The 25,254-nt window shown below is 72.1% G+C and carries 20 protein-coding genes; 8 read left to right on the top strand and 12 right to left on the bottom strand.

All coding sequences use genetic code 11. The annotated features are described in order from the left end of the window. Window positions 1-241: 241 nt before the first annotated feature. From QE412_RS00745 to QE412_RS00700, 10 genes are all read right to left on the bottom strand, one after another. On the bottom strand, window positions 242-2,767 hold the full coding sequence (locus QE412_RS00745) for an ATP-dependent Clp protease ATP-binding subunit (protein ID WP_307478904.1): 2,526 nt from the start codon (window positions 2,765-2,767) through the stop codon (window positions 242-244). 126 nt (window positions 2,768-2,893) lie between these two features. Next, complete coding sequence (locus tag QE412_RS00740; protein ID WP_307478901.1) at window positions 2,894-3,583, bottom strand: hypothetical protein; 690 nt, start codon at window positions 3,581-3,583, stop codon at window positions 2,894-2,896. 43 nt (window positions 3,584-3,626) lie between these two features. Beyond that, window positions 3,627-4,451 (bottom strand): lytic transglycosylase domain-containing protein, encoded by an 825-nt coding sequence (locus QE412_RS00735; protein WP_307478899.1) that lies wholly within the window; start codon window positions 4,449-4,451, stop codon window positions 3,627-3,629. After that, complete coding sequence (locus QE412_RS00730; RefSeq protein WP_307478896.1) at window positions 4,448-5,407, bottom strand: anchored repeat-type ABC transporter permease subunit; 960 nt, start codon at window positions 5,405-5,407, stop codon at window positions 4,448-4,450. The genes QE412_RS00735 and QE412_RS00730 overlap by 4 nt, the downstream gene beginning before the upstream one ends. Further along, on the bottom strand, window positions 5,404-6,153 hold the full coding sequence (locus tag QE412_RS00725) for an anchored repeat-type ABC transporter ATP-binding subunit (protein ID WP_307478894.1): 750 nt from the start codon (window positions 6,151-6,153) through the stop codon (window positions 5,404-5,406). Before QE412_RS00725 ends, QE412_RS00730 begins: the two co-directional genes overlap by 4 nt. Next, window positions 6,150-6,851: a choice-of-anchor M domain-containing protein gene (locus QE412_RS00720; protein ID WP_307478891.1), complete on the bottom strand. Its 702-nt coding sequence runs from the start codon at window positions 6,849-6,851 to the stop codon at window positions 6,150-6,152. Before QE412_RS00720 ends, QE412_RS00725 begins: the two co-directional genes overlap by 4 nt. Window positions 6,852-6,906: 55 nt before the next feature. Then, a complete protein-coding gene (locus QE412_RS00715) occupies window positions 6,907-7,158 on the bottom strand; it encodes a hypothetical protein (RefSeq protein ID WP_307478888.1) in 252 nt (83 codons plus the stop codon). Then, window positions 7,155-8,642 (bottom strand): anchored repeat ABC transporter, substrate-binding protein, encoded by a 1,488-nt coding sequence (locus QE412_RS00710; protein ID WP_307478885.1) that lies wholly within the window; start codon window positions 8,640-8,642, stop codon window positions 7,155-7,157. The genes QE412_RS00715 and QE412_RS00710 overlap by 4 nt, the downstream gene beginning before the upstream one ends. Before the next feature lie 98 nt (window positions 8,643-8,740). Next, window positions 8,741-15,751 carry a TIGR03773 family transporter-associated surface protein gene (locus tag QE412_RS00705; protein WP_307478883.1) on the bottom strand — a complete coding sequence of 2,337 codons (7,011 nt, stop codon included), beginning with the start codon at window positions 15,749-15,751 and terminating at the stop codon, window positions 8,741-8,743. A gap of 60 nt (window positions 15,752-15,811) precedes the next feature. Further along, entirely contained in the window at window positions 15,812-16,447 is a 636-nt protein-coding gene (locus tag QE412_RS00700; RefSeq protein WP_307478882.1) for a hypothetical protein, read from the bottom strand. Between the two features lie 456 nt (window positions 16,448-16,903). On the opposite strand from QE412_RS00700, the gene QE412_RS00695 reads away from it, so the two are divergent. The 5 genes from QE412_RS00695 (at window position 16,904) to QE412_RS00675 (ending at window position 21,114) form a co-directional block, all read left to right on the top strand. After that, window positions 16,904-17,689, top strand: a complete 786-nt coding sequence (locus QE412_RS00695) for an EI24 domain-containing protein (RefSeq protein ID WP_307478880.1) — start codon at window positions 16,904-16,906, stop codon at window positions 17,687-17,689. A gap of 24 nt (window positions 17,690-17,713) precedes the next feature. Continuing rightward, on the top strand, window positions 17,714-17,863 hold the full coding sequence (locus QE412_RS00690; RefSeq protein ID WP_307478878.1) for a hypothetical protein: 150 nt from the start codon (window positions 17,714-17,716) through the stop codon (window positions 17,861-17,863). Window positions 17,864-17,878: 15 nt separating this feature from the next. Then, the gene (locus QE412_RS00685) at window positions 17,879-19,543 is read left to right on the top strand and encodes an alpha-keto acid decarboxylase family protein (protein ID WP_307478875.1); all 1,665 of its coding nucleotides are present in this window, start codon (window positions 17,879-17,881) and stop codon (window positions 19,541-19,543) included. Between the two features lie 70 nt (window positions 19,544-19,613). Further along, window positions 19,614-20,717 carry a class I SAM-dependent methyltransferase gene (locus QE412_RS00680; RefSeq protein WP_307478873.1) on the top strand — a complete coding sequence of 368 codons (1,104 nt, stop codon included), beginning with the start codon at window positions 19,614-19,616 and terminating at the stop codon, window positions 20,715-20,717. A 52-nt stretch (window positions 20,718-20,769) separates the two neighbouring features. Beyond that, window positions 20,770-21,114 carry a hypothetical protein gene (locus tag QE412_RS00675; RefSeq protein WP_307478871.1) on the top strand — a complete coding sequence of 115 codons (345 nt, stop codon included), beginning with the start codon at window positions 20,770-20,772 and terminating at the stop codon, window positions 21,112-21,114. A gap of 53 nt (window positions 21,115-21,167) precedes the next feature. On the opposite strand, the gene QE412_RS00670 is transcribed toward QE412_RS00675, so the two are convergent. Then, window positions 21,168-21,632 carry a DUF3817 domain-containing protein gene (locus QE412_RS00670; RefSeq protein ID WP_307478869.1) on the bottom strand — a complete coding sequence of 155 codons (465 nt, stop codon included), beginning with the start codon at window positions 21,630-21,632 and terminating at the stop codon, window positions 21,168-21,170. Between the two features lie 200 nt (window positions 21,633-21,832). On the opposite strand from QE412_RS00670, the gene QE412_RS00665 reads away from it, so the two are divergent. Further along, complete coding sequence (locus QE412_RS00665; protein ID WP_307478867.1) at window positions 21,833-22,852, top strand: FUSC family protein; 1,020 nt, start codon at window positions 21,833-21,835, stop codon at window positions 22,850-22,852. A 12-nt stretch (window positions 22,853-22,864) separates the two neighbouring features. Here the strand turns inward: QE412_RS00665 and QE412_RS00660 are convergent, their stop codons facing one another. Further along, on the bottom strand, window positions 22,865-23,317 hold the full coding sequence (locus QE412_RS00660) for a YybH family protein (protein ID WP_307478864.1): 453 nt from the start codon (window positions 23,315-23,317) through the stop codon (window positions 22,865-22,867). 88 nt (window positions 23,318-23,405) lie between these two features. Between QE412_RS00660 and QE412_RS00655 the strand changes: the two genes are divergently transcribed. Further along, complete coding sequence (locus QE412_RS00655) at window positions 23,406-24,251, top strand: PfkB family carbohydrate kinase (protein ID WP_307478862.1); 846 nt, start codon at window positions 23,406-23,408, stop codon at window positions 24,249-24,251. After that, window positions 24,248-25,174, top strand: coding sequence for a nucleoside hydrolase (locus tag QE412_RS00650; protein WP_307478859.1), 927 nt, complete (start codon window positions 24,248-24,250; stop codon window positions 25,172-25,174). Before QE412_RS00655 ends, QE412_RS00650 begins: the two co-directional genes overlap by 4 nt. Window positions 25,175-25,254: the final 80 nt, after the last annotated feature.

Below are 25,254 nucleotides of genomic sequence, written 5' to 3'. Positions count from 1 at the left end.
CGCGCCGACCACCCCGGCGTGTCGACCACCGACTCCGCGGGACGGCCCTGCCCGGCCCCACGGCATCCGCGGTCCACCCCGTCCCACGGCGCACCGCGCCGTGGCCCGCGGCTCCACGGACCCGCCCCGGTCCCACGGGCATCCGTCGCCGCGTCCCGACTCCGCCCCGCAGCATGCCGAACGCCCCCGGCGCCGAAGCACCGGGGGCGTTCAGAGGACCCGTCAGAGGCCTCCCAACCGGTCAGGCGGCGAGCGCCTCCCCGGCCGCGCTCACGACGAAGCCCGAGCGGTCGGCATCCACGTGCACCCGGCCCCCGTCGCCCAGCTCGCCCGAGACGAACAGATCGGCGATGCGGTCGTCGACCTCGCGCTGGATGACGCGGCGCAGCGGGCGCGCACCGTACTCGGGCTCGTACCCGACCTCGGCGAGCCGGTCGACGGCCGCGTCGGTGACGTGGAACGCCACGTCCCGCGAGGCCAACCGCCGCGCGGAGGCACCCAGCAGCAGCCGGACGATCTCGCGCAGCTGCTCCTTCTCGAGCTTGCGGAACAGCACGATGTCGTCGATGCGGTTGAGGAACTCCGGCCGCATGGCTTCGCGGAGCTTGCCCATCACGCGGTCGCGCAGGTCGTCGTCGGCGAAGTCGCGCCCGGTCGTGGTGAAGCCGATGGCCCCCGAGCGGGATGCCAGCACCTCGGCGCCCAGGTTCGACGTCATGACGATCACGGCGTTGCGGAAGTCGACCGTGCGGCCCTGACCGTCGGTGAGGCGACCGTCGTCGAGCACCTGCAGCAGCAACGTGAACACGTCGGGGTGGGCCTTCTCGATCTCGTCGAAGAGCACGACCGCATACGGGTTGCGACGTACGCGCTCGGTGAGCTGGCCGGCCTCGTCGTAGCCGACGTATCCGGGAGGGGCACCGATCAGGCGCGACACCGTGTGCCGCTCGCCGAACTCGCTCATGTCGAAGCGGATCACCGCGGAGTCGTCGTCGAACAACGACCCGGCGAGGGCTTTCGCGAGCTCGGTCTTGCCGACACCCGTGGGTCCGAGGAACAGGAACGACCCGACCGGACGGTTCTCGTCTCCCATCCCCGTGCGGTTGCGGCGCACGGCCTTGGCCACGGCGGCGACCGCATCATCCTGTCCGATGACCCGGGCGTGCAGCTCGGTCTCGAGGTCGGCGAGGCGTCCTCGCTCGGTGGCGGTCAGGCGCGCGACGGGGATGCCCGTGGCCCGGCTGATCACTGCGGCGATCTCGGGCTCGTCGACGACCGCGGCCACGTGGGGAGTCCGGGTCGCTTCGTCGAGGCGGGCCTGCACCGCGGAGATCTCGTCGCGCAGTCGCGAGGCCTCCTCATAGTGCTCGGCCGAGACGGCGGCGTTCTTGTCGGCCTCGAGAGTTGCGAGCCGCTCGATCAGCGCGGAGGTGTCGACGGACACGCCCAGGCGCAGACGCAGACGCGCTCCGGCCTGGTCGATGAGGTCGATCGCCTTGTCGGGCAGAACACGCTCCGAGAGGTAGCGGTCGCTGAGCTCCACCGCAGCACGCAGGGCGTCGTCGGTGTAGGTCACGGCGTGGTGCTCCTCGTACGCGGGGCGGAGTCCGCGCAGGATCTCCACGGCATCCGGGATCGAGGGCTCGCCCACGCGCACCGGCTGGAGCCGGCGTTCGAGAGCCGGATCCTTCTCGATCGTGCGGTACTCGCGCAGGGTCGTCGCGCCGATCAGGTGCACGTCGCCGCGCGCGAGGCGGGGCTTGAGGATGTTGCCGGCGTCCATCGATCCGTCGCCCGATCCGCCCGCACCGACGAGGGTGTGCACCTCGTCGATGAAGACGACGAGCTTCTCGGATGCCGAGATCTCATCCATCGTCTGAGTGAGGCGTTCCTCGAAGTCGCCGCGGTACCTCGCGCCGGCGAGCATGGCGGCGAGGTCGATGGAGACCACGCGGGTGCCCCGCAGCTGCTCGGGAACCTCGCCCGCGACGATCGCCCGGGCCAGCCCCTCGACGACGGCGGTCTTGCCGACGCCGGCCTCGCCGATGAGCACGGGGTTGTTCTTCGTGCGACGGCTGAGGATCTCGATGGTCTGCTCGATCTCGTCGGCACGCCCGATCACCGGGTCGAGCTCGCCCGCGGCGGCGCGCGCGGTGAGGTCGGTGCCGAAGCGGTCGAGGTTCGGGGTGGTGGATGCCGACTCGCTCGGCGCCGACGCAGCGTCACCGCCCACGACCGTCTCGCGCACGCCCTGCGTCAGTGCTTCGGCGGTGACTCCCGCCTGCGCGAGGATCTGCCCGGCGGGGGCGTCCTGCGCGAGCACGAGAGCGAAGAAGAGGTGGTCGGGGTCGACGTACGTGGACCCCGCCGCACGGGCCACCTGGAAAGCGTGGAAGAGCGCGCGCTGCACCGATCCGGCGACGACGGCACCGTCCACGTGGGCGGGGGCCGCCGCGGCGGGAAGGCGGCTCTCGGCGGCGCGTGCGATCGCGGCGGGGTCGGCCCCGAGGCGCGACACGGCATCCTTCGCGGGCGAGCGCCCGACGAGAACGTGCAGCACGTGCAGGGCGTCGAGCTCGCGCTGACCGCGGCCCAGCGCGAACCGGCCGGCCTCATGCAGGGCGTCCTGCGTGCGGGCGCTGAGGAACCGGCTGAGGTCGATCGATCGTTGCGCACGCGCCTGCTCGCCCGCGAGGTAGCGCGCGAGGAACTCGTCGAACGACTGGGCGCCGTCGTCCCCGGCGCCGGGGGTGAAGTCTTCGGGCAATTCCGTCTCCTGAGATACGTGAGTCGATATCACTCAAGTTTGCTACTTGAGCGAATCCGTATCAACTTCAACGGGATGCTGCACGGGATATTCCCGGCTGGCCCGCGACGGGGTGACGAGCGCCCCTCACGCCCGCAGCGCGGGATCGGGCTCGTTCCACAGCTCTATCGTCTGCACGACCCAGAAGAGGGCGAAGAACCCCACGGCGAGCGCCTCGCCGACCAGGATCCACGGCGGCGCACCGAGAGCGATCAGGAGGAAGAATCCGATCGCCGCGACGTTGTGCGCCGCCGCGAGGAAGGAGGCGAACGACAGAACCGCCCACCCGACGAACGCGAACGTCACGACGCTGACCGCGACGATCGTGACGATCGTCCCGCGCCCGGCGGAGCCGTGAACTCGCGCGAGCACGACGGCCGTCATCACGCCCAGGACCACGACGACGGCGACGGCCCCGCCCGTGGTGGTGATCGAGGCGACGACCGAAGGAGGCACACACACGGCCGCGCCCGGACACGGCGGTCCCACGACCGTGGTCGGTACCGCCGCGATCACGAGCGCGAGCACCGCCGCGACGTCGAGCAGCCCCTGCTCGACGCTGCGACCCGACAGCGCGACCAACGCGAGCGCGACCGCCATCAGACTCCCGACGAACGCGGGCCCGGCCGAGGTGTAGTACGACGCGCTGAGGGATGCCGGCACACCGCCCGTGACGCTGTCGATCGCGACCGCGACGGCGAGCAGCACCGTCGCACCGATGAGCGACAGCCGCACGTACCGGTACGTCCGCTGCGTCGAGGTGGTCCGCAGGCGCATGAGGGCATTGTGGCACCCGGCTCCGACACCGCCGCGGTGTGCCTCAGCGTGCCGCCGCGTACTGCTCGGCGGCGGCGGCCACGCGGTTGTTGTACTCGATCGACGGGTTGTACGCGTGGACAGCGGCGATCCAGTTCTGCGCGACGGTGAGATCGCCGCCCACGTCGCACAGGTGCCCGGCGGTCGAGAGGGCGGCGTCGTCGATCTGGTTGACGTCGACGACCCCGTCGCGGTTGCCGTCGCGCCCGACCTGCGCCCACGTGGAGGGAATGAACTGCAGCGGCCCCACGGCGCGATCCCACTCGGCGTCTCCGTCGATCGCTCCACGATCCGTGTCGCGCACGATCTCGGTGCCGTTCCCATCGAGAGGGATGCCGATGATGGCGGGCGACACCGTGCCGTCGGCCGCGAGGTGGGCGCCGTTCATGCTGCCGTGCTCGCTCTCGACGAGGCCCATCGCCGCGACCGTGTTCCAGCCGATCCCGCAGCCGGGATGGGTGCGTGAGACGTCGAGGACGGCGCCCGCGTAGGCGGCGAGCGCCCGGGCGGGGATGCCGGTGGATGCCGAGACCCGGTCGATCCACTCGGGGTCGGCGAGCTCCGACACGGGCGTTCGTGCCGCGACCGCGCCGTCCGTTCGGGTCACGGCCACGGTGGGCCCGGGAGTGGGCGCGAACGAGGTCCCCGGGTCGGGTTCCGCCGAAGCGGCTGGAGCCGAGACGGCGCCCTGCCGGACTGGAGGGGTCACGGCCAGCGCTCCGACGCCGACGGTGAGGATGCCGACGGCGAGCAGCGCGAGGACGATGGTCACAACGGGCCACAGGCGTGAACGCGATACGGGTGGGAGCAGCGGTTCGGGATCGGTCATGGTCGTCCTTCCGGGGCGAGTTCGGGCGCGAGAGGGGCAGCGTCCGCTCGTGGCGAAGCGACCGTTCCGCGCGAAAGACGGTCGCGAGACGAGGGCGTCGGCCGGCGCCGAGCGAGGACACGGCCGATCACCCCCTGGCGCGGAGACAGCGTCCAGGCCCCGAGGAACACCGCGGTCAGCACGAGGACGATCGTTCCCCCGGTGGGCAGGGCCCACGACCACGAGAGGTACAGCCCGATGAGCGCGGCGCCCGCTCCGATGGCCGGCGCGAGCAGCATCATGACGCCGAGGCGGTCGGTGAGCAGCCGCGCGGTGGCGGCCGGGGTGACCAACAGCGCCAGCACGAGGATGTTGCCGATGGTCTGGACGCTGATGACGACGGCGAGGGTCACCAGCACGTAGAGCGCCAGGTCGAGCCAGAACACCCGCAGGCCGAGCGCCCGGGCAGATTCTCGGTCCAGGCTCACCGTGACGAGCTCCTTGTTCAGCAGGAGCACCGCGGCGAGGACGACGACGGACGCCACGGCGATGACGGGAAGGTCCTCGTCGGGGATGCCGGTGATCGAGCCGAAGAGGAACTGCTGGAGCGATCCCGCGTACCCTGGCGCCTGCGAGATGACCACGATGCCGAGCGCGAAGGCGGCGACGAAGAAGATCCCGATGATCGAGTCCTCTTTGAGCCGACGGTTCTGGGCGAACACGGCCACGACGACCGCGGTGAGGACGCCGGCGATCGTCCCGCCCAGCACGAGGTTGCCCGACACGACGAAGGCGACGGCGAGTCCCGGGAACACCGCGTGCGCGACCGCGTCGCCGATGAAAGCCATTCCGCGCAGCACCACGTAGGTGCCGACGATGCCGCACACGATCGACGACATCACCGCCACCGCCAGGGCCTTCGGGAGGAACGCGAGATCGGGGTTGAGCAGATCCACGACGAAATCGACGGGGCTCATGCGACGCTCCGCACCATGCGGACGAGCGCGGAGTCCGGTCCGACACCGAAAGCCTCGCGCCACGCCCGTGTGTCTCGCGCGAGATGCGCGGGCGTTCCGGCCGCGACGATCGTGCGGTTGAGCAACGCGAGGCGATCGGCGCCGTCGATCGCGCCGAGCAGATCGTGCGTGGTCATGAGCACGGCGTGCCCTTCGTGCGCGAGATCGGCGAAGAGCGCCGCGAGCAGACCCTGGGTCGGCATGTCGAGACCCGTGAAGGGCTCGTCGAGCAGGAGGACGGCGGGCTTCAGGGCCAGAGCTCGTGCGACCAGGACGCGCTGGCGCTGACCGCCCGACAGCTGCCCGACGGGGCGCTCGGCAAGCTCGGACATCCGCACCCGCTCGAGGGCTTCGGCCACGGCCTCCCACTCCCGGCGACCGGGTCGGCGCAGCAGCCCCAGCCGTCCGGTCAGGCCCGTCATCACGACATCGGCGACCGAGATCGGGAAGTCCCAGGCGAACTCGTGCCGCTGGGGCACGTAGCCGATGGCCGCGCGGCCCGGGCGAGTCACCCGCCCCTCGACGAGGACCCGGCCCGCGACTGTCGGCTGGAGCCCGAGCACCGTGCGCAGCAACGTCGTCTTGCCCGCGCCGTTCGGCCCGAGGAGGCCGACGAGCTCTCCACGCTCCACGACGAGGTCGACGTCCTGCAGCACGCGCCGGCCCCCCAGGTCGACGCAGACCCCTCTCACTTCGAGCGCCGTCACACCGACGCCTCCCTCTCGGCATCCGTTCCCGCCGCCCCTCGCTGGAGGACGGCTCGCTTGGCGCGCGCGGAGCGCACCGAGACGGCGATCGCCCCACCGGCGATTCCCACCGCCACGACGACGATCGCCGTGACGAGGATCGGCACGAGGGGCGAGTCGGGGCTCGGCGGCGCGGTCGCAACGCTCACGGGGGCAGCGGACTCGGCGTCCGCCCCCTCCGTCCACGTCGCCGCGAACGCCTCGTCGGGCGAGGTGGAGGTGCCGACGGCGAACCGCAGACGCTGCGTGTCCGATACGTGCGAGCCGTCGATCAGGTCGGCTTCGGCGGTGAGCTCGACGAGGTAGACCCCCGGGGCGGTGAACACCCAGTTGGCGTGCGTGTGGGTGTTCACATCGACCCACACCGGCTGCGCCTCGGCGATGCGGGAGTCCCAGAGCACCTGTGGGGCACCGAACGAGCCCGACTGCAGGTAGGTCGTCATGATGCCCGGCCCTTCGACGGCCCGCAGCGACAGTGTGACCCCGCGGTCGACGGTCTGCATCACCGCCGGATCCTGGGTGTTCCACCCGATCCAGACGACGTCGGGATCCTGCGTCTGGGGCGCGACCCACACCTCGCTCCCCGGCTCCGCGCCCACGAAGGAGTACGCGGCGTCGTCGGGCACGACGAGCTTGCCCTCGTCGCGCACGTGGAGCACGGTCTCGTCCGGGTAGCGCCAGACGCTCGTGGCGCCTGCATCGGCCTTGGCGACGTCATCGTGGATGAGATAAGCGCCAGGTGCCGTCGGCGTCGTACTTCGGGCCCATGTCGAGGTGGCCCGCCTCCAGCACGCGCTCGCCGTGGACGATCGCCAGCTCGCCGAGCGTCTGGTCGAGGTTCGGGTCCTCACCGGTCGCCGCGGGCAGACCGGGAAGAGCGGATGCCGCGACGACGGGGCCTGAGACGAGCAGCGCCGCCGCGACACCGACGGCGGCCCACGCGCGCGTGCGCAGGGACGGGATCATGGGGTTCCTTCCACGGAGGGGGACAAGCACGAGCGCACGCTGTCGGCGTTGGCACGCACGAGCTGTAGGTAGGTGGTCACGGTGTCGGAGAAGGCGTCTCCGTAAATGGGGCAGACCCGGATGCCGAGGTCGTCGGCGACGTCGGTGAGCGTCGACGAGCGTGCGGCGAGGTTCGGCTCGAGGAAGACCGCGGGCACGTGGAGGTTCCGGATCGTGTCGGCGAGCCGGCGGCGGTCGGCGAGCGAGGGCTCGACCGCGGGGTTCGGGGTGACGAAACCGGCGATCTCGAGCCCGTACGCATGCGCGAGATAGCCGAACGCGTCGTGCGTGGTCACCAGATACCGGTCACCGGGCGGGATGCTCGCGTAGCTCGCGCGCACCTCGGCATCCACGGCATCCAGCTCCCCGAGGTACCGTCGCGCGTTCTCGGTGTAGTCCCGCGCGTGGGCGGGGTCGGCGCCGATGAGGGTGTCACGGATCAGCTGCACGTAGGCGATCGCGTTGCGCACGTCCTGCCAGAGGTGCGGGTCGATCTCGCCGTGCACGTGCTTGCCGAGGACGGCTTGCGCGAGCTGGTACACGGGCTGACCCGCGCGCCCGAGGAAGCGGAACTCCTCCCCCGCGGGAATCTCCGTGCGCGCTTTGGCGGGCACCTCGACGATCACACCGTCGGCGGCAAGGGTTCGCTGCGTGTGGTCTCCGCCGCCGCTCGGGTCGTATCGCACGCCGAGGCGGGCCGCATCCACGTCGACCGTGAGATCGGCGTGCCCCCTGTCGAGCACGACGGGATCGGTGAGCCCGGCCTCGGTCGCAGCCTCCCGCGGGTCGATACCGACCGCGAAGACGTAGGTCGCCTCGCCGAGGTCGACGGGGCGCGCGGTGTCGTCGACCTGCAACCGCGCGCGGAGCGTCAGCGTGTAGGTGCCGGGTTCGGTGAACGCCCACGACAGGTGCGTGTGCGCATCGGCGGGAAGGGTCACCGTGTCGTCGCGGTACCCGTCCGCGGGGTCGAACCCGTCGGACGAGTCGATGTAGCGATCGGTGTCGCCGAACGACCCGGTGAGGTACGCCACGATCGAGCCCGGCCCGGTGGCCGCGACCGCCGACAACTGCACCTCCGACGTGCGGGTCGCCCCGTACGCGACCCCCCGCCCCTGTGCCCGAAGTCCGAGCCACACGGTGTCGAGCGACACGTCCTCGACGAGCGGGATGATCTCGGCCGCGTACTTCACCGACTCCTCGGCGAGCGAGACGCTCACCGCGTCGCTGCGCAGATTGGCATCCAGGGTCTTGATGACCGACTGCTCCTCGAGCATCGCGTAGTTGGAGAAGGCCACGTCGGCGTAGACGACGTTGCGGGCATCGCGCAGCGTCGGCTCGTACGCGTGTGGGTCGGCGCGGTCGGGCACGAGCGAGACCACGTCCACGCGGTCGCCGCCGACGTTGTGCACGAGATCCCGCAGGATGCCGGTCGTGGTGACCACGCGCAAACGCTCGCCGTCGGCGGGGAGCGAGGGCGGCCCCGCGCAGCCGCCCAACGCGAGCGCGCAGGCGACGAACGCGGCGGCCGCGCCGCCCCGCCTCACGAGGCCGGCCCGCCCGGGCGCCGCCTCGAACGCCACCACAGCACACCAGACCCGGCCGCACCGACCGCCAGCAACCCGCCGAGGATCACCAGCAGCAGCGGAACGGGGTCTCCGGATGCCAGCGCGGTGAGCGCGTCGACACCCTCCTCGACATCCGAGCCCTGCCCGGGAAGCACCCGTCGAGCGGCGTCCGCGGCCTCCACCGCTGCTTGCACCGCCGCCACCGCGGCCTGGTCGGGGCTGACGAGCGCGGCGGCGACCGCGCACCCCGCTCCGCCGGCGACGGCGGTCCGCGCATCCACGTCGCCCACGACGATCGTGAGGGTCTCGCGATCACGCGAAACACGGCCGTCGGCGAGCGTCACGGTCTGCGTCGAGGTGATGCGGTAGACCCCCTCCGCACTGAAGGCCCAGTTCGCGTGCGCGTGGACACCGAGCGGGATGTCGTACGACCCGCCGCCCGAGAAGATGGTCTGCTGGACGCCGCCGAAGGCACCGGAGAGGTATACGCTCACGCGTCCCGGCCCGTCGATGCCGTCGATCGTCCACCGCACCGGTCCCGCCGTGTTGCCGGCGTTGAGCGCTTCGGTGTTCCAGCCGAGCCAGACCAGGTCGGGGTTCTGCGTCTGCGGCACCTGCCACACGGTGGATCCGGCCGCCCCGACCTGACCGAAACCGGTCGGCAGGGTGACCCGCGCCGAGGGCTTCAGCCAGAGCACCGTGCTCGAGGGCTCCCGATACACCTTGGCGCCGGTGGAGTCGTCGCCGACGAGCGACTGCAGCGACCCGTCGACGATGCGCGAGGCGTAGTCGACGTGACCCGACGAGACGATCGTCGCGCCGGCGACGCACGCCGCGGCGGCGAGCTGCTGCACCGCGGGCGTCGCGGCGCGGGAGTCCTCGCGCGGCGGCGTCGGGACCTCGATCTTGCCGGTGTCCACGGCCTGTCCGCACCGCGCGGGGTCCACCGACATCACGTCGGCCGTGCCGACGGCGACGGCCAGCACGAACGTGTCGCTCGACACCCGCCCGTCGCTCAGCTGTGCGGTCCGCTGCATCGAGAGGCAGTAGTTGCCCTCGGCGCTGAACGCCCACGAGCCGTGCGCGTGCGTGTTCTTCGGGATCGTCACGCGATCGGCGGCCGAGATGCCGTCGTGCGTGGTGAACAGCACCGACGGCTGCCCGAAGGCACCGGTCTCGTACAGGGCGAACCGTCCGGGTCCCGAGACGTCGACCAGCGACCACGTCACGCCGCCGGTCGTCGCCGACAGCGGGATGCCCTCGGTCGACCAGCCCGGCCAGACGAGTCCGCTCTGCTGCGTCTGCGTCACCTGGGAGAACGACGAACCGGGGTCGCCGAGGAAGCGCCACGCATCACCGTCGGGCACGCTCGCACGCGAGCCGGGCTTGAGCTGCAGCACGGTGCGCGAGACGTCGCGGTAGACGGGTTCGGTGACGGATGCCGAGTCCTTGATACGCGTGACGAGCGTGCCGTCCTGCACGAGCGAGGCGATGTCGACGTGTCCGTCGTTGAGCACGACCGCACCCGCACGGTTGACGGTGCCGTTCGGTACGTCCCACGCCCCGGGGACCTCGGGCTGGGGCTCGACCGGATTCTCGGGAACAGCGGGGGCGACGATCTGCAGGTCGTCCCACCCGGAGAGTGCACCCGACCGGTCCTTCACGACAAGCCGGTGCGCTCCGATCGCGGTGTCGGCGGGCAGGCGCACCTGCACCGCGCCGGACGAGCCGATGCGCGCCCAGCCGAGCCATGCGGTGTGGTCGAGCCACAGCGAGACCCACTGGCCCGCGCGGGCCCGGTCGACCTGCACCGTGACCAGCTGGCCCGCGGTGATCCCCGTGTCGGCGTTCAGCACCTGCACACCGCCGCGGGCGGCATCCGTCAGGTCGTCGAGCGGAACCGGAGCGGTGTCGGGGTCGGTGGGCGCACCGTCGGGCGTCTGGAAGCAGCCCGTGGGGTCGACCTTCTTCACCGCGACGGCACCGACCGCGAACGCGAGGGTGAACGTGTCGCTCACTGCCTGGCCCGAGGCGAGTGTCGCCGCGCGCGTGAAGCCGAGGCAGTACGTGCCCTCCGCGCTGAACGCCCAGGTGCCGTGCGCGTGGATGTTCTTCGGGATCTCGAACGTGTCGGCCGCGTCGATGCCGTCACGAGTGTTGAAGAAGACCCGCGGTCCGGCGAACGGCGTCTGGTACAGCGCGAACTCCCCCGGTCCTTCTGCTCGATCGAGAGACCACGTCACCCCGCCGGTCGTCGCCGTCGTCGGAATCGCCTCGGTGGACCACCCCGGCCACAGGATGCCTTCGGCCTCCGTCTCGGGCAGGAGCCAGGTCTTCGCACCCGCCGCGCCGAGGAACGCGTACGCCGCATCGGCGGGAACGGTGCTCTGCGCCTCGGGGCGCACCTGCAGCACGGTGTCGGACGGTGCCCGCAGCGTCTCCTCCTGCGCGGCGTCGCTCGCGTCGGCGATCACCGTGACCAGCCGATCGCCGTCCAGGCGCGCCGCGACGTCGATGTGACCGGCGGCCACGATGGTGGCACCGGACTCGGTGCGCGTGTGATTGGGCACGTCCCACTCCACGTCGGGCGTCTCGGGGTCGGGATCGACGGGGTCGGTGCCGCCTCCCCCGTCCGCGCAGGAGGTGATGCCCGCGGTGTCGACACCGGCGGCGAAGGTCAACGTCTTGGTCACGCGGAAGGCGGTGCCGTCAGCGAGGGTGCCCGACCACGTCAATGGCACGCAGTACACCCCGGCCGCCGAGAAGACGTGTGTGGCCGGGAAGGTGGAGTTCGGCCACAGGGTCTCCGTCGTTCTCGCGGGCGTCGAGCCGGAGTCCAGCTGCACCGCCTGAGAGTCGGTACTGTTACCGCGGCGCGAGTAGGAACCCGGACCCTTCACGTCCCCGAGGGTCAGGGTGACGTCACTGCCTCCGGCATCCCTCTCGAGCGTGCGCCAGCGGTCTTGCATCCGGTACGTCTCGGCGGCCGCCGACGCCGCGTAGATCGTCCGCTCCGGGTCGAAGAAGATCGTGCGCGGGGTGTTCTTCTCCTCCGTCGACGCCACGACGTCGGGCACGCCGTTCACACGACGCAGTTCGAGGGAGGGCGCGAGAGTCTCGCCGTCGACCACGGCGGGCGCGGTCGAGAGAGCCACGCCCCCGGGTGACGGTGCATCCGGGATCGCGGTCGTGCGCTCGCACGGCTGCACCGTCGACAGATCGATGTCGCCCACGGCCACCGTCAGCAGGGAGGCCGCGGAGACGTCACGGCTCTCGTCGGCGGTGGCGCGGAGGTCGGCGCGGACGGCGAGGCAGTACACGCCGGGCTCGGTGAACGCCCAGTTGAGGTGCCGGTGCGTGCGCCCCAGGGAGAAGGGGACGGGGGTCGAGCGGCGCGAATCGAGCATGAACACACTGTTCGACCATGCGTACGCTTCCCCGGGGCCGGAGACCTTCTGCAGCGACCAGGTGATGTGACGCTGGGTGAATCCCACGGGTAGATACAGCGTGCTCAGGCCCGGCCAGAGCGTGTAGTCGACGTACTGACTGCCGGCGGAGAAGCCGTAGTACGTCGTACCGGGAGGCCCGATGAACGTCCTGTCGTCGCCGGCGTCCGGCTCACGCACGGTGAATCGCGCGTACTCGCCGCGCCCGACCCACACCGTGTCCTTCAAGCCGTGCATGCCGACGTCGGTGTGCCCGTCGCCGGTGGCGAACTCGATGCCGCCTCGCCCGTTCTCGCGGACGGCGAGGTCGGTGTGCCCCTTCTGCAGCCACGCGACCGAGGGGTCGAGCGTGCCGGGGCCGTCCGGGTCGTCAGGGCCGTCCGGGTCGTCGGGGCCGTTCGGGTCGTCCTGGGCGCACGGTGTCACGGCCGACGCGTCCACGCCGACGGCGAAGGTGAAGGTCGCGCGGTCCTCGATGGCGACGCCGTCGACGCGGGTCGCCGAAGAGCGCACGCTCACGCAGTACACGCCCGCTTCGGTGAAGACGGTGCCCAGGGCTCCCGCTCCTGCGTACTCCTCGGCGCGGTTGTAGAACGGCTCGCCCCATTCCTCGGTCGTCGCGGCGGCGCGCGCGATCGTCATCCGCTCCGCCCCGGGGGCGCTGTCCCAGAATCCGATGTTCTCGGGTCCGTCGAGGTGCCGCCAGTAGTCCTGCCGGTAGGTGAAGAACCGCCCCGAGGCGTTCGTCGTGCCGCCGAAGTCGAAAGCGACGGTCGCACCCTCGTCCGGCACCACGCGGAGGCCGTCCGCCGAGACGAAACGCGCGTCCAGGTCGACGATGAGATCGTTCGCGTGCTCGTCATCGAGGCGACGGTCGTCCGGGACGAACCGGCCCGAGGTGCGGTAGGCCGTGCTCCCCTCGGGGAGGTATCGCTCCCAGATCTCCTTGTCGTTCGCGGTGCCGCCGTCGGCGGGCCACTGCGCGTCCCTGTTCGGCACCGACAGCACGACGCGCGCGGGGTCGTAAGCGGTGGTGCGGCCGCGATCCATGGTCACGGCGTTCAGGGTGAGCGCGCCGTCGGCCAGGGTGGGCGCCACCAGCACCGTGCCCGAGTCGAGCACGGTGGTCCCCGTCGCCGTCGAGGTGATCGGATGCGGAGCCTGCGGCGCGATCGCGGCGGGCTGCGCGCACGGCTCCACCGTCTCGGGATCCACCCCCACCGCGAAGGTCAGCGTGAGGTCGTGGTTGACGAAGGTGCCGTCGGCGAGCTGCGCGTGGTTGTCGAGCGTGACGCAGGCGCGGCCCGCCTCCCCGAACGCCACCGAGAGGGGCCGCGGCTCGGTCCCCTCGCCGACCCGTGTGCGCAGGCGCGGGGCCGCATCACCGGCACGACTGCTCGTACCGGCGTCGGTGGCACCGTCCGTCAGGAGCCCGCCCCGTGAGCCGAGCACCGATCCGAGCCAGGTGCGGAGCATGGCCTGCTCAGGAGCCCATTCGGGGGCGTACAGAGCGGTCGACGGGATGCCGCTGGTGTCGAGGGCGAAGGAGAGGGCGTTTCCGGCGTTCTCCGGCGTCCGCGATCGCCAGATGGCGCCGCCCTGCGGCGCGACCTCGTCCCAGAAGGCGGAGCCCTGACCGTCGGCGGAGTCCGGGCGCTGCTCGCTCGTGGGAAGGGCGAACACCGTCCGGGCGGGGTCGAGCACGGTGTCTCCCGCGACGAGTTCCTGCACCAGATCGCCGTCCGTCACTCGCGCAGCGACGCGCACGTCGCCCTCCCGGACGATGGTGGCGGCGCCGCTGTCCTGCGCGCACGGCTTCACGGCCGCCGCGTCGACGCCGACGGCGAACGTGAAGGTCGCCCGGTCCGACACCGGGGCGCCGTCGACGAGCGTCGTCGACGACTCCAGCGTGACGCAGTACACCCCTGGCTCGGTGAAGGCGGTGCCGAGAGCTTCCAGGCCGGCGTCCTGCTTGTCTCGGGCGTAGAACGGGGCGTCTGCGCTGGAGACCGCACGCCACTGGGGGACGGCCTCCTGGGGCGCGCGCGTGCTCCAGAAGCCGATGGCATCCGGCGACGGCACGAGGGGGCCCGATTGCCAGTAGGCGAAGAACCGACCGGTCTGCGCGGTGCTGGTCGCTCCGAGGAAGGAGTAGTCGACCCCGGAGTCGGGCGCCAGCGACGCGCCGTCGACGAAGCGTGCCTCGAGGTCGAGCGTGAGATCGTTGCTCCACTCATCGCGCTCCGACGGCGCGGTGCCCGGCGCGATGAAGCGCCCGAGCGTCCGGTAGGCCCGTTCCTCCGGGGCGAGGTGGCGCGCCCAGATGTCCTGCTGCGTCGCCCGGTACCCGGTCGCCGGCCAGCGCGTGTCGCGGTGGGGCAGCGAGAACACCACGCGAGACGGGTCGTACGACGTGGTGCGTCCGCGGTCCTCGACGACGGCGTCGAGTGAGAGGGAACCCTCGTGCAGGGTCGTGGCCAGCAGCGCCGTTCCCGACGACACCACGGTGACGCCCGTCGCGGTCGAGGGCCGGGGTTGCGGTTCCTGCGGAGGGATCGCAGCGGGCTGTGCGCAGGGACTCACCGTGGCGATGTCGACGGCGCCGACGGCGAAGGTGAGCGTGACGTCGTGGTTGACGAAGGTCCCGTCGGCGAGCTGGGCGTGCGTGCCGATCGTGACGCAGGAGGTGCCCTCCGCGGCGAATGCGGCGGCGATCGGGAGCTGAGCCGGTCCGAAGGCGCTCTCGGGCTGCGGGTACGTCTGAGCGACGGGGATGCTGCGCCCCGAGCGCTGCGACGTGCCGAGGTCGTACGTCCCGTCGCCGAGCAGACCCGTCGTGGCCGGATCCGATGCGCTGACGAGCCACGAGCGGACGGTCGCTTCGACGGTGTTCGTGGGGACGAGGAGAGCGGCAGGGTCGACCCCGCTCGCATTCACCACGAGGGACGGTCCGGTGCCGGGCGTCGACGGGGTGGGGGTTCTCCAGATCGGCGTGCGCTCCGACGACACCTCGGACCAGAACGCCGGGTCCTGCCCCTCGGCCTCGCCTGGCCACGCTTCGGCATCGCGGACGACGAAGACCGTCCCCGCGGGATCGAGGGTTCGCCCCTCCGTCTCCAGATCGACTCGAAGGTCGCCGTCGACGATCCGCGACGCCAGATCGACCCGGCCGCCGTCGAGAACGACGGGACCGGGCTCGGCGGCCGTTTCGACGTCGGCATCCGTCGCCTCCACCGAGAAAGACTCGGGAGAAGTCGAGACAGCGGGGGCCTCCGGCGCCGCGTTCGCCTCGACGCGCGGGCTCGCCTCCGGGGCCGGGGAGACGGAGGGCGTCGCCTCCGGAGTCGGCGTCGGGGTGGATGCCGAATCAGCGGTCTCCACCACCGCCCCGACGTCGGGTACCGGGTCATCGCTCGCATGGGCGGGAGTGACGGTGGTCGCGATCATCGTCGCGGCGAGGATCGCCGAGACGAAGCGAGCGCGCACGGCCAGCGGTCGGGCGGAGGGGCCGGTGAACCGGGGACGAACGGGGCGAGGCATTCGAGATCTTTCCAGAGGGGAGTGCGGGGGCGTGACGAGTCACCGCCCCCGCACGATCGATCAGAAGGTGAAGCGGTAGGTAGCCGTCGCGGTGTAGGCCGTCGACCCCGACGACGCGTTGCGCACGCGCACCGAGACCGGGAGATCGACGGAGCTCGCGCTGCCGCTGAACTCCCACGTGTAGTGGCGGTGCCACTGCGAGTTCGCCGCGACCGAGCCGGTCGAGATCGTCAGCGTCTGGTCCGACGACGACACCGGCACCGAACGGACCGTGCCGTTGGAGACGTCGGTGATCGCCAGCCCCGTACCTGCGGGGACGGTGATGGTGAACGTGGCCGAGCGGGCGACCGACGCGGTGTTGGCGAAGCGGAGGCCGCCGCCCGAGACGGGCGAGGTCGCCGTGGCGTCGTCACCGTCGATGCGCTTGCCACTGCCGACAGCGAACGAGGCCGAGGGGCTCAGGACCGTGTCCCAGGTCTCGCTCTCGTGGTTGTAGCTCTGCAGGCGCGGTGACTGCGCCGCCGAGGTCGCGAGGATGTCCCACTCCCCCGTCTGCGCGCCGGTGGCGGCGAACGAGGGCGTGCTGACACCCAGCGTCAACGCGAGAGCGGCGACGAGGGCGAGGACGATGCGCGCGATCGGGGCCTGTGCCGATCGAGACGAGGGGGCGGGAGGCGCCTGGATGGTGGTGCTCATGACGAATGGTTCTCCGAAACGTGGAAGAGTGCGGGCGCGCCGACGTGCGGAGCGACTCGGATGCCTGCGTCGGCGCACGGTCGAGGAGACCGCCCGCGGGACCCGGGGTGTCAGGCTCCGAGGCAGCTCATTCGGTCGGAGTAGATGAAGTGCGCGCGGACGAATCCGACGTGCTGACGTCGCAGCGGGGACCACCCGCGTCCGTCGACCGCCGGCCGGGGAAGCGAGACAGGGTTCGAGAGGGGGCGGGCGCAGCCGCAGCGCGGGAGTCCCCCGGGACCCAGGTGTCCGGCGGTGTGCGGATGGCAAAGGGATGCCGTCGGCATGTCGTCCTCTCCACCTGAATGCACGCGTTACTGATAATGATTATCAGTTCGCTGTGAAGTCATCCTGTCCCGCGAGCCACCCGGTGTCAAATTCGTGTCGACGCACGCGTAACCCTGCGAGACTTCCGACATGAAGGAGTTCCTCGCCGGCGCCGCCCTGCTCGCCCGGGGCCTCGGTCAGTGGCGTCGGACGCCCGGCGCGATGGCGCTCGGCCTCATCCCCGGCGCCGTCGTCGGACTCGTTCTCGGCGCCGCGCTCGTGGGCTGGGCGATCCTGCTCTCCCACGTCGTCGACGACTGGACGCCGTTCGCCGACGGGTGGGCGCCGTTCTGGGCGGATGCGTTGCGCGCAGCGATCGGCGCCGCCTCGTTCGGCGCCGCCCTCTTCGTCGTCGCGATCTCGTTCACCGCCCTGACGCTGACCGTCGGCGAGCCGATCTACGACCGCATCTGGCGAGCGACGGAGCGCTCGGCGCTCGGCGCGGTGCCCGACAGCGAGTACGGCTTCTGGCGCGGAGTCGGTGACAGCGTGCGGCTCGTGCTGCGCGGCATCCTGGTCGCCGTCCTGGCCTGGCTCGTCGGGCTCATCCCACTCGTGGGCGGGGCGCTGGGCGCGATCGTCGGCGTCTCGCTGACCGGGTGGCTCCTCGCCGACGAGCTCACGTCGCGCTCGCTCTCGGCGCGCGGCCTCGACCGGAAGGCCCGGCGTGCCGTGCTGCGCGAGAACCGCGCCCGCGCCCTCGGCTTCGGCGTGACCACCCAGCTGTGTTTCCTCGTGCCGCTCGGGGCCGTCGCCGTCATGCCGGCGGCCGTCGCCGGGAGCACGCTCTGGGTGCACGCCGCACTCGGGGAGACCCCGCGCCCCGCCACCGCGTCACGATCGTCGGCGACTCAGCCGACCGACCCGGCGCGATAGCCTGGACCGACCGAAGGGATCCTCATGTTCATCGTCTCGCTCATCCTGTTCGTCGGGGGCATGCTGCTCACCGGCATCTCGTTCTCGCTCGCGGCCCCGGCGCTCTTCTTCGCCCTGGGCATCGTCCTCGTCGCGGCCTCGCTGGCCATTCCCTTCCACTTCGGCACCCGGTAACCGACGGAGGCGGCGATGTCGACCTACACGGTGGCCGATTATCTGCTCGATCGCCTCGCTGAGTCGGGCGTGCGTCATCTCTTCGGCGTGCCCGGAGACTTCACGCTCGCCTTTCTCGACCACGTCGAACGGCATCCGCTGATCGAATGGGTCGGATGCGCGAACGAGCTCGGCGCCGGCTACGCCGCCGACGGTTATGCCCGCATGCACGGCCTCGGTGCCCTCAGCACGACCTTCGGCGTCGGCGAGCTCTCGGCCATCAGCGCCGTCGCGGGCAGCTACGCCGAGCACGTCCCCGTGCTGCACGTGGTCGGCGCGCCGACCACTGCGGTGCAGGCGGCCGGCCGCGCCAGCCACCACTCCCTGGGCGACGGCGACTTCGGCCACTTCGCCCGCATGACGGCTGAGGTCACGGCCGCGCAGGAGGTGCTGTCGGCGACGGATGCCACGGTCCAGATCGACCGCGTGCTCACCGTGGTGCGCCACCGGCGCCTCCCCGGGTATCTGCTCATTCCCGCCGATGTGAGCGAGGCTCCCGCCGAGCCTCCCGCCGCCCCGCTCCCCGCGGCCGATGTGGTCACCGACCCGGGTGTGCTCGCCCGCTTTCGAGACGCCATCGCCGCGCGGCTCGAGGTCGCCGACTCCGCCGCAGTGCTGGCCGACATCCTCGTGGCGCGTCTCGGAGCCGAGAGCGCCCTGCACCATGTGCTCGCGCACGGCCTGCCCCACGCATCGCTGCTGTGGGGACGCCGCGTCGTCGATGAGACGGCGCCCGGCTACCTCGGGTCCTACCTCGGCGCCGCGAGCGCCCCGGGCGTGCGCGAGGGCATCGAGAACGCCGACCTGCTGGTGATGGCCGGCGTGCAGTTCACCGATCTGACCAGCGGCTTCTTCTCGCAGCACATCGATCCGGCCCGAACGGTCGACATCCGGGGCGAGCACGCCCGCATCGGCGACGACGACTTCCGCCCCCTCGCGATGAGCGACGCGCTCGATGCCGTCGCCGCGGTGCTCGAGACGCACCGGGATCGCTTCCGCCTCGACGTCACGCCCTCCGCACCCATCCCCCGCGAACCGCTGGAGGCCGGCACGCCCCTGAGCCAGTCGGCGCTGTGGCACGAAGTGGCCGCGTTCCTGCGCGACGGCGACACCGTGCTCGCCGATCAGGGCACCTCGTTCTACGGCATGGCCGGCGAGCGACTCCCGCACGGCGTGGTCTTCGGCGGTCAGCCGCTCTGGGCCGCCATCGGCTTCACCCTGCCCGCGATCCTCGGGGCTGCCCTCGCCCGGCCGGAACGGCGGCCGGTGCTGCTCATCGGCGATGGCGCCGCCCAGCTGACCATCGCCGAGCTCGGCACGCTCGTGCGACACGGCATCCCGGCCGTCATCGTGGTCGTCGACAACGCCGGCTACACCGTCGAACGCGTCATCCACGGGCTGCACGAGCAGTACAACGACATCGCCACGTGGGACTGGACCGCTCTGCTGGCGGCGATGGACCCGACCGGCACGAGCACAGGCGTGCGCGTCGACACCGTCGGCGCCCTGAGCGACGCCCTCGCGACCGCGCGCACGGCGACGGGGCTCACGCTCGTGCAGGCGGTGGTGCCCTCAGACGACGTTCCCCCGGTCCTCGCCGATCTCGCCGCCGCCGCAGCCTCGGCCAACCGCCGGTCCTGACAGAGCCCCGCACAGCCGCACTCGGCGGAGCACGGGCGGTTGCCGTGAGAGGGCCGGGTAGCGTAGCCGGGTGCCTTTCTCGTTCGCCGCCCTTCGCCGCCGACCCGACGTCGAGGGACCCGACCTCGTCGCCGTCGACGCCGCCGATCGGCTGATCCTCGACGAATCGGCCGCGGCTCGCGCCCGTGTCGGCGACGGGGAGCTGGTCGTCATCGGCGACGCCTACGGCGCCCTCACCCTGGGCGCCGCCGCTGCCGGAGCGCGCGGCATCCGGGTGCATCAAGACGAGCTGCTGAGGGAACGGGCGCTGGAGGCGAACGCGGTCGATGCCGGCCTGGCCGACGCCTCGACGTCGCACGATCTCGGCGCCGACCTGCTGGCGGGTGCGCGCGTCGTGCTGCTGCGCCTGCCCCGCTCGTTGGCGGCGCTCGGCGATATCGCCGGGCTCATCGCCCTGCACGCGCACCCCGACGCCGTGGTCTTCGCCGGGGGCCGTATCAAGCACATGAGCGTGACGATGAACGACGTGCTGCGCGAGCGTTTCGATCGCGTCGACGTGACGCGCGCGCGGCAGAAGTCCCGCGTCCTGGTCGCCCGAGGCCCCCACGACGGCGCCGAGCCGCAGCCGGCGAGCGCTCGCGTCGACGGCATCGAGGTGCGGGCCTTCGGCGGAGCCTTCGCGGGGGCCTCGATCGACATCGGCACCCGCCTGCTCCTCGCGCACCTGCCCGAGCCCGCCGGTGGCGACGCCGTCGACCTCGCCTGCGGCACCGGCGTCGTGGCCGCGACACTGGCCCTGCGGCATCCGGCCCTTCGCGTGCGGGCGAGCGATCAGTCCGCGGTCGCGGTGGCCTCCGCGCGCGCGACCGCGGAGGCGAACGGGGTGGCCGACCGCGTCGAGGTGGTGCGCGACGACGTGCTCTCGTCGCAACCGGGTGCCCGTTCGTCGTTCATCGCGCTGAATCCGCCGTTCCACGCGGGTGCCGCCATCGACGAGCGGCTCGCTCCGCGCATGTTCGCCGATGCCGCGCGCGTCCTGCGGCCGGGTGGCGAGCTGTGGACGGTGTGGAACTCCGCCCTGCGGTACCGCCCCGCTCTCGAACGGATCGTCGGACCTACCCGTCAGGTGGCGCGGGACCGCAAGTTCACGGTCACGGTGTCGACGAAACGATGAGTGCGCGGCGCGCGCCCGGAGCGTAGATTCTCGGCATCCGAAAGGAGCAGCCGTGCGCCGGCGCCCCGCGACCACCGCCCTCGTCGGCGTGGCTCTGCTGGGCGGCGAGATCACGCTCACGGTGACGGGCCGCGGCGGCGGGCTCGTGGCGGTGGGATGGCGGGCCGCCTCGCGCACGGGGCCGATCACGGGTGTGGATCTCGACCTCACCATCATGGGCCGGCTGGCCGGAGAGGTCCGCCACGTCGCAAACTCCGCGGCCGGTCGGCTCTCCCGTGACGAGGTGGTGCGCTTCGTGGGCTCGGGGCGCGCGCAGGTCGCGCTCTCCGGCACCGTCGAGACGTTCAGCACGACCTGCACCGTCACGCCCGCGCTGGCCCGCATCTTCGTACGCTGAGGGAGCGTTCCCGGGCCGGGTCCGTTTCCGTCGCGCCCGCACCCGGGTCTCCGTCAGCCCTTGCCGCCCGGAGGGCCCAGGGTCAGCAACGCCGCGAACACCACCACGACCACGACCACGACGACGCCGGCGAGCGCCCAGGGGCGCCGCAGGAAGAATCGCAGGACACGGTCGAACGCACGCCGATCGCGCGGGTCGCCGCTGTCGTCGACCCGCCATGCGCCACGCAGGCGTGCGCTGCGCTGGAGCCAGATCTCGACCGGGATGCTGGCGTACGGGATGACGGCACTGACGATCGCCGCTGCGGTCGGTCCCGCTCCCCACCGCTGGTTGAGGGCGACGAGCACGGCCGTCGCGCCGTACGCGAGGAAGACGAAGCCGTGGATGGCTCCACCGATCGAGACCGCGACCGACAGGTCGGTACTCGCGCGCACGACGAGACCGACGATGAGGACCGTCCACGACACCGCCTCGGCGATCGCGAGCGTGCGGAACAGGGTCAGGGGCGTGCGGAACACGTCTCTCCTCGCGGAATCGGGGCTTTCCACCCTACGGAACCGCGTGTCGAGGCATCCCTTCATCGTTCGACGTCGAACGACGTGCGTCGCCCGCTCGAGCGGGTGGTCCTCCTCCCCGAGCGAGGGGGCGGAACTCCAACGCGAAAGCAGCGGCGGTGTCCGGCGCGAGTCGCCGCGGCCCCTGCGCGTAGGCTGGACGGGTGGCGGAATCCCGGGGGCGCGTGTGGACCGGCGTCGTCCGCGTGGGGCCACGACAGGGCGATCATCGCGTGGCCCTTCGGGCCGTGATCAGCGTCGGCGTGCCGCTGCTGATCCTGCTGCTGCTCGGTCGGCTCGACATCGCCGTGTACGCCAGCTTCGGCGCCTTCGCCGCCCTCTACGGACGCGCCGACGGGCCGCGAGCACGCCTGCGGATGCAGGCGACAGCCGGGGGCGTGCTGCTGGCGGCGATGCTCGTGGGCACCGCTGTGTCGGTGTCGTCGGTCCCGGTGTTCGCCCGTGTCGTGGTCGTCGCCGCTCTCGCCGCGGGCGTCACCCTCTTCGCCTACCGGGACCGTTGGCATCCGCCCGGCGCACTGTTCGCGGTGTTCGCCGCGGGTGCCACCGCGAGCTTCCCCGCTACCGCCGGATCGTTCGCGACCGTGCTGCTGATCGGTGGCGCGAGCGTCGTGTGGAGCCTGCTGATCACGGCGGGGATCGCCCTCGTGCGGCGACGCCCCTGGAATCGTCCCGCCCGTCCGCGGCCGCGCATCGGCGCCGTGGCGTGGGAGATGACCGTCACCGTCGGCGTCGCCACGCTGCTGGCGGGGATCGCCGGCGTGCTCCTGGTCGGCACGCACTGGTACTGGGCCATGGTCGGCGCGGTCGCCGCCGTCGGCGGGGCCCACGTGAGCGCCCGCCTCATCCGCGGGGTCCAACGCCTCGTCGGAACGCTCCTGGGTGTGCTCATCGCGGCGGGACTGCTCGTGCTGCATCTGCCCCCGTGGCTCGTGATCGTGGTGGCGGTCGCGCTGCAGGCCGGGGCGGAGCTGTACGTCGGCCGCAACTACGGCATCGCCATGATCTTCGTCACACCGCTGGCACTGCTCATGGTGTCGCTGGCGTCACCCGTAGGCACCGAGCTGCTGCTGCGTGACCGGGTGGTCGAGACGGTCATCGGCGTGGCGGTCGGAACGATCGTGGCGATCGTGTCGGCAGCGCTGCGCCGTCGCTCGGCCTGACGCGCCCCGAGCTCACGACAAGGTGAGGGTGTGATCGCCGTGGCGGTGCACGATCCGCCATCCGCCCGGCTCGTGCCGCCACACGTGCGTGACGCGCACGACGAAAGGTGCGGCGGCCGCACCGTCCACCGACAGCACGCCGCGTTCGCGTCCCGCCGTGAGCGCCCAGCCGTCACCGACGAGCACGCGGTCGTACTCCGGCACCAGCGCTCCCCCGGCGAAACGACGCGCCACGACCTCCAGCGTCGCCCGCACGTCGGCGGCCGTGGTGGCACGGGTGCCGAATCCGCCCATCAGGGTGGCGTCGTCGGTCGTCGTCCACAGGGCCGCGAACGGGAGCGGGTCGCCGTGCCCCATGGCATCCAGGGCCTCCGCCACCGCGCGCAGCGCCTCGTCGAACGAGGGGGTCTCCCGGCGCGCGGCGTCGCCGCTCGCGAGGTGGTCGTCACGAAGTTCCGCGGTCATGAAGCCATCGTCGCGGAGGAGCCGGCCCCTCGCGAGCATCCCCGCAACGTGTCGCACCTCGACGGTGGGACGAAGCGTGCCAGGGTGGATGATCGTGGCCCCCGTTCCCTCGCTCACCGTCGTCGGCGCGATCAACGTCGACCTCACCGCGCGCGTCGAACGTGCCCCCGCGGCGGGCGAGACCGTCGCCGACGGGGTGCTGCAGCGCGGCCCCGGCGGAAAGGGCGCCAATCAAGCCGTCGCGGCGGCCCGACTGGGTGCCCGGGTGCGACTGGTCGGCGCCGTGGGCGACGATCCCGACGGCCGCGGTATCCGTGCGCAGCTCGCCGGCATCGGCGTCGACGCGACCGGCGTGCAGACCGCCGACGCGGCCACGGGCACCGCCCTGATCGTCGTCGACGCGACGGGCGAGAACTCGATCGTCGTCTGCGCCGGAGCGAACGCGGCCATCGATCCCGCCGCCCTCGGCATCGCCGCCGGCGCCGCCGTGCTGGTGCAGCTGGAGGTGTCGGATGCCGTGGTCTCGGCCGCGGCGTCCGCAGCGGGCTTCCTCGCCCTCAACGCCGCCCCCGCCCGCCCGCTGCCCACGGGCGTGCTCGAGCGGTGCGACCTGGTGATCGTGAACGAGACCGAGTACGCACAGCTGCCCGAAGTGCACGACGCGGCGCTCTTGTGCGTCACGCTCGGTGCCGCAGGCGCCCGACTGTATCGCCGGGGTGAGCTCGTGGCATCCGCTCCCGCAGTCGCGACCGAAGTGCGCAACACCGTCGGCGCCGGTGACGCGTTCTGCGCCGCTGTCGTGACGGGCCTGCTGCGCGGCGACGAGCCGGCTCTCGCCCTGTCGCGCGCGTGCGCTGTGGGGGCGGCTGCGGTCGCCGACGCCGCCTCACAGCCGGCGCTTTCGCCGCTCGATGCGTACGGGGTTCCGGCATGAACCGGCGGCCGATCCTCGTCGATTGCGACACCGGCATCGACGACGCCCTCGCCCTCGCCTATCTGTGGGCCGAGCCCGCGGTCGAGGTCGTCGGCATCACGACGGTCTCCGGGAACACGGATGCCGCCCGCGCCGCCGCGAACACCCTCTCGCTGCTCGAGCTGGCCGGCATCCACGACATCCCGGTCGCGGTCGGCGCGCACGACTTCCGCGAACGGGCGTACGCCGGTGGCGCTGCGCACGTGCACGGCGACGACGGCGTGGGCGGGATCGGGCTGACCCCGGTCGCCCGCACGCACGACGCCCGTGCCGCCGTCGACCTCATCGACCACCTGGCATCCCGGCATCCCGATCTCACCGTCCTGGCCCTCGGCCCCCTCACGAACCTCGCCGCGTACGCCGAGACGCCCGGGGTCGCATCGCTCGATCGGCTCGTGGTGATGGGAGGAGCCTTCGCCCACTCGGGCAATGTCACCGCCTGGGCCGAGGCCAACATTCACAACGATCCCGAGGCCGCGGCCGTCGTGTTCGCGCAGCCGTGGGACACCACCGTCGTGCCCCTCGATGTCACGATGACGCAGACCCTGGACGCCGCCGACCTGGTGCGCCTCGAGGCGATCCGGGGAGCCGTGCCGCGCGCCTTGGCGCGCATGCTGCCGCAGTACCTCGACTTCTACGCCGGCCGGGTGTTCCCCGATCGTCGCTGCGCCCTGCACGATCCGCTTGCGGCCATGATCGCGGCGGGCGTGCTGCGCGGGGTGTCGGTGCAGAGCGCGCGCATCGAGGTGCGACTCGAGCGCGGCGAGCGCGGCCGCACGGTGTCGTCGGGCGACTCCCGCACGCAGCGATGGGTGCGGGGCATGGAGGGCTCGGCGGTCGAGGTGCTGTTCGGGCGCCTCGAGAACCGGGAGTGGCCGGACTGAGTCCCCCGGTCCCTCACCTGGGGGCCTGTGGCCGCTCGCGTGACGAGACGCGATGACGCCGAGAGCGCGCGCGGATTTGG

The organism is Microbacterium trichothecenolyticum, assembly GCF_030818955.1.
Taxonomy (GTDB): Bacteria; Actinomycetota; Actinomycetes; order Actinomycetales; family Microbacteriaceae; genus Microbacterium; species Microbacterium trichothecenolyticum_B.
Note: the sequence above shows the minus strand (reverse complement) of the source record. Positions and strands in the feature narration are given on the sequence as shown.

Bases quoted from the DNA above. Each gene is read 5' to 3' on its own strand.
- QE412_RS00740 (WP_307478901.1), bottom strand. From the start codon at position 3,583: ATGCGCCTGCGGACCACCTCGACGCAGCGGACGTACCGGTACGTGCGG.
- QE412_RS00655 (WP_307478862.1), top strand. From the start codon at position 23,406: ATGATCGTGGCCCCCGTTCCCTCGCTCACCGTCGTCGGCGCGATCAAC.
- QE412_RS00660 (WP_307478864.1), bottom strand. From the start codon at position 23,317: ATGACCGCGGAACTTCGTGACGACCACCTCGCGAGCGGCGACGCCGCG.
- QE412_RS00685 (WP_307478875.1), top strand. From the start codon at position 17,879: ATGTCGACCTACACGGTGGCCGATTATCTGCTCGATCGCCTCGCTGAG.
- QE412_RS00735 (WP_307478899.1), bottom strand. From the start codon at position 4,451: ATGACCGATCCCGAACCGCTGCTCCCACCCGTATCGCGTTCACGCCTG.
- QE412_RS00690 (WP_307478878.1), top strand. From the start codon at position 17,714: ATGTTCATCGTCTCGCTCATCCTGTTCGTCGGGGGCATGCTGCTCACC.
- QE412_RS00695 (WP_307478880.1), top strand. From the start codon at position 16,904: ATGAAGGAGTTCCTCGCCGGCGCCGCCCTGCTCGCCCGGGGCCTCGGT.
- QE412_RS00705 (WP_307478883.1), bottom strand. From the start codon at position 15,751: ATGCCTCGCCCCGTTCGTCCCCGGTTCACCGGCCCCTCCGCCCGACCG.
- QE412_RS00730 (WP_307478896.1), bottom strand. From the start codon at position 5,407: ATGAGCCCCGTCGATTTCGTCGTGGATCTGCTCAACCCCGATCTCGCG.
- QE412_RS00700 (WP_307478882.1), bottom strand. From the start codon at position 16,447: ATGAGCACCACCATCCAGGCGCCTCCCGCCCCCTCGTCTCGATCGGCA.
- QE412_RS00715 (WP_307478888.1), bottom strand. From the start codon at position 7,158: ATGATCCCGTCCCTGCGCACGCGCGCGTGGGCCGCCGTCGGTGTCGCG.
- QE412_RS00650 (WP_307478859.1), top strand. From the start codon at position 24,248: ATGAACCGGCGGCCGATCCTCGTCGATTGCGACACCGGCATCGACGAC.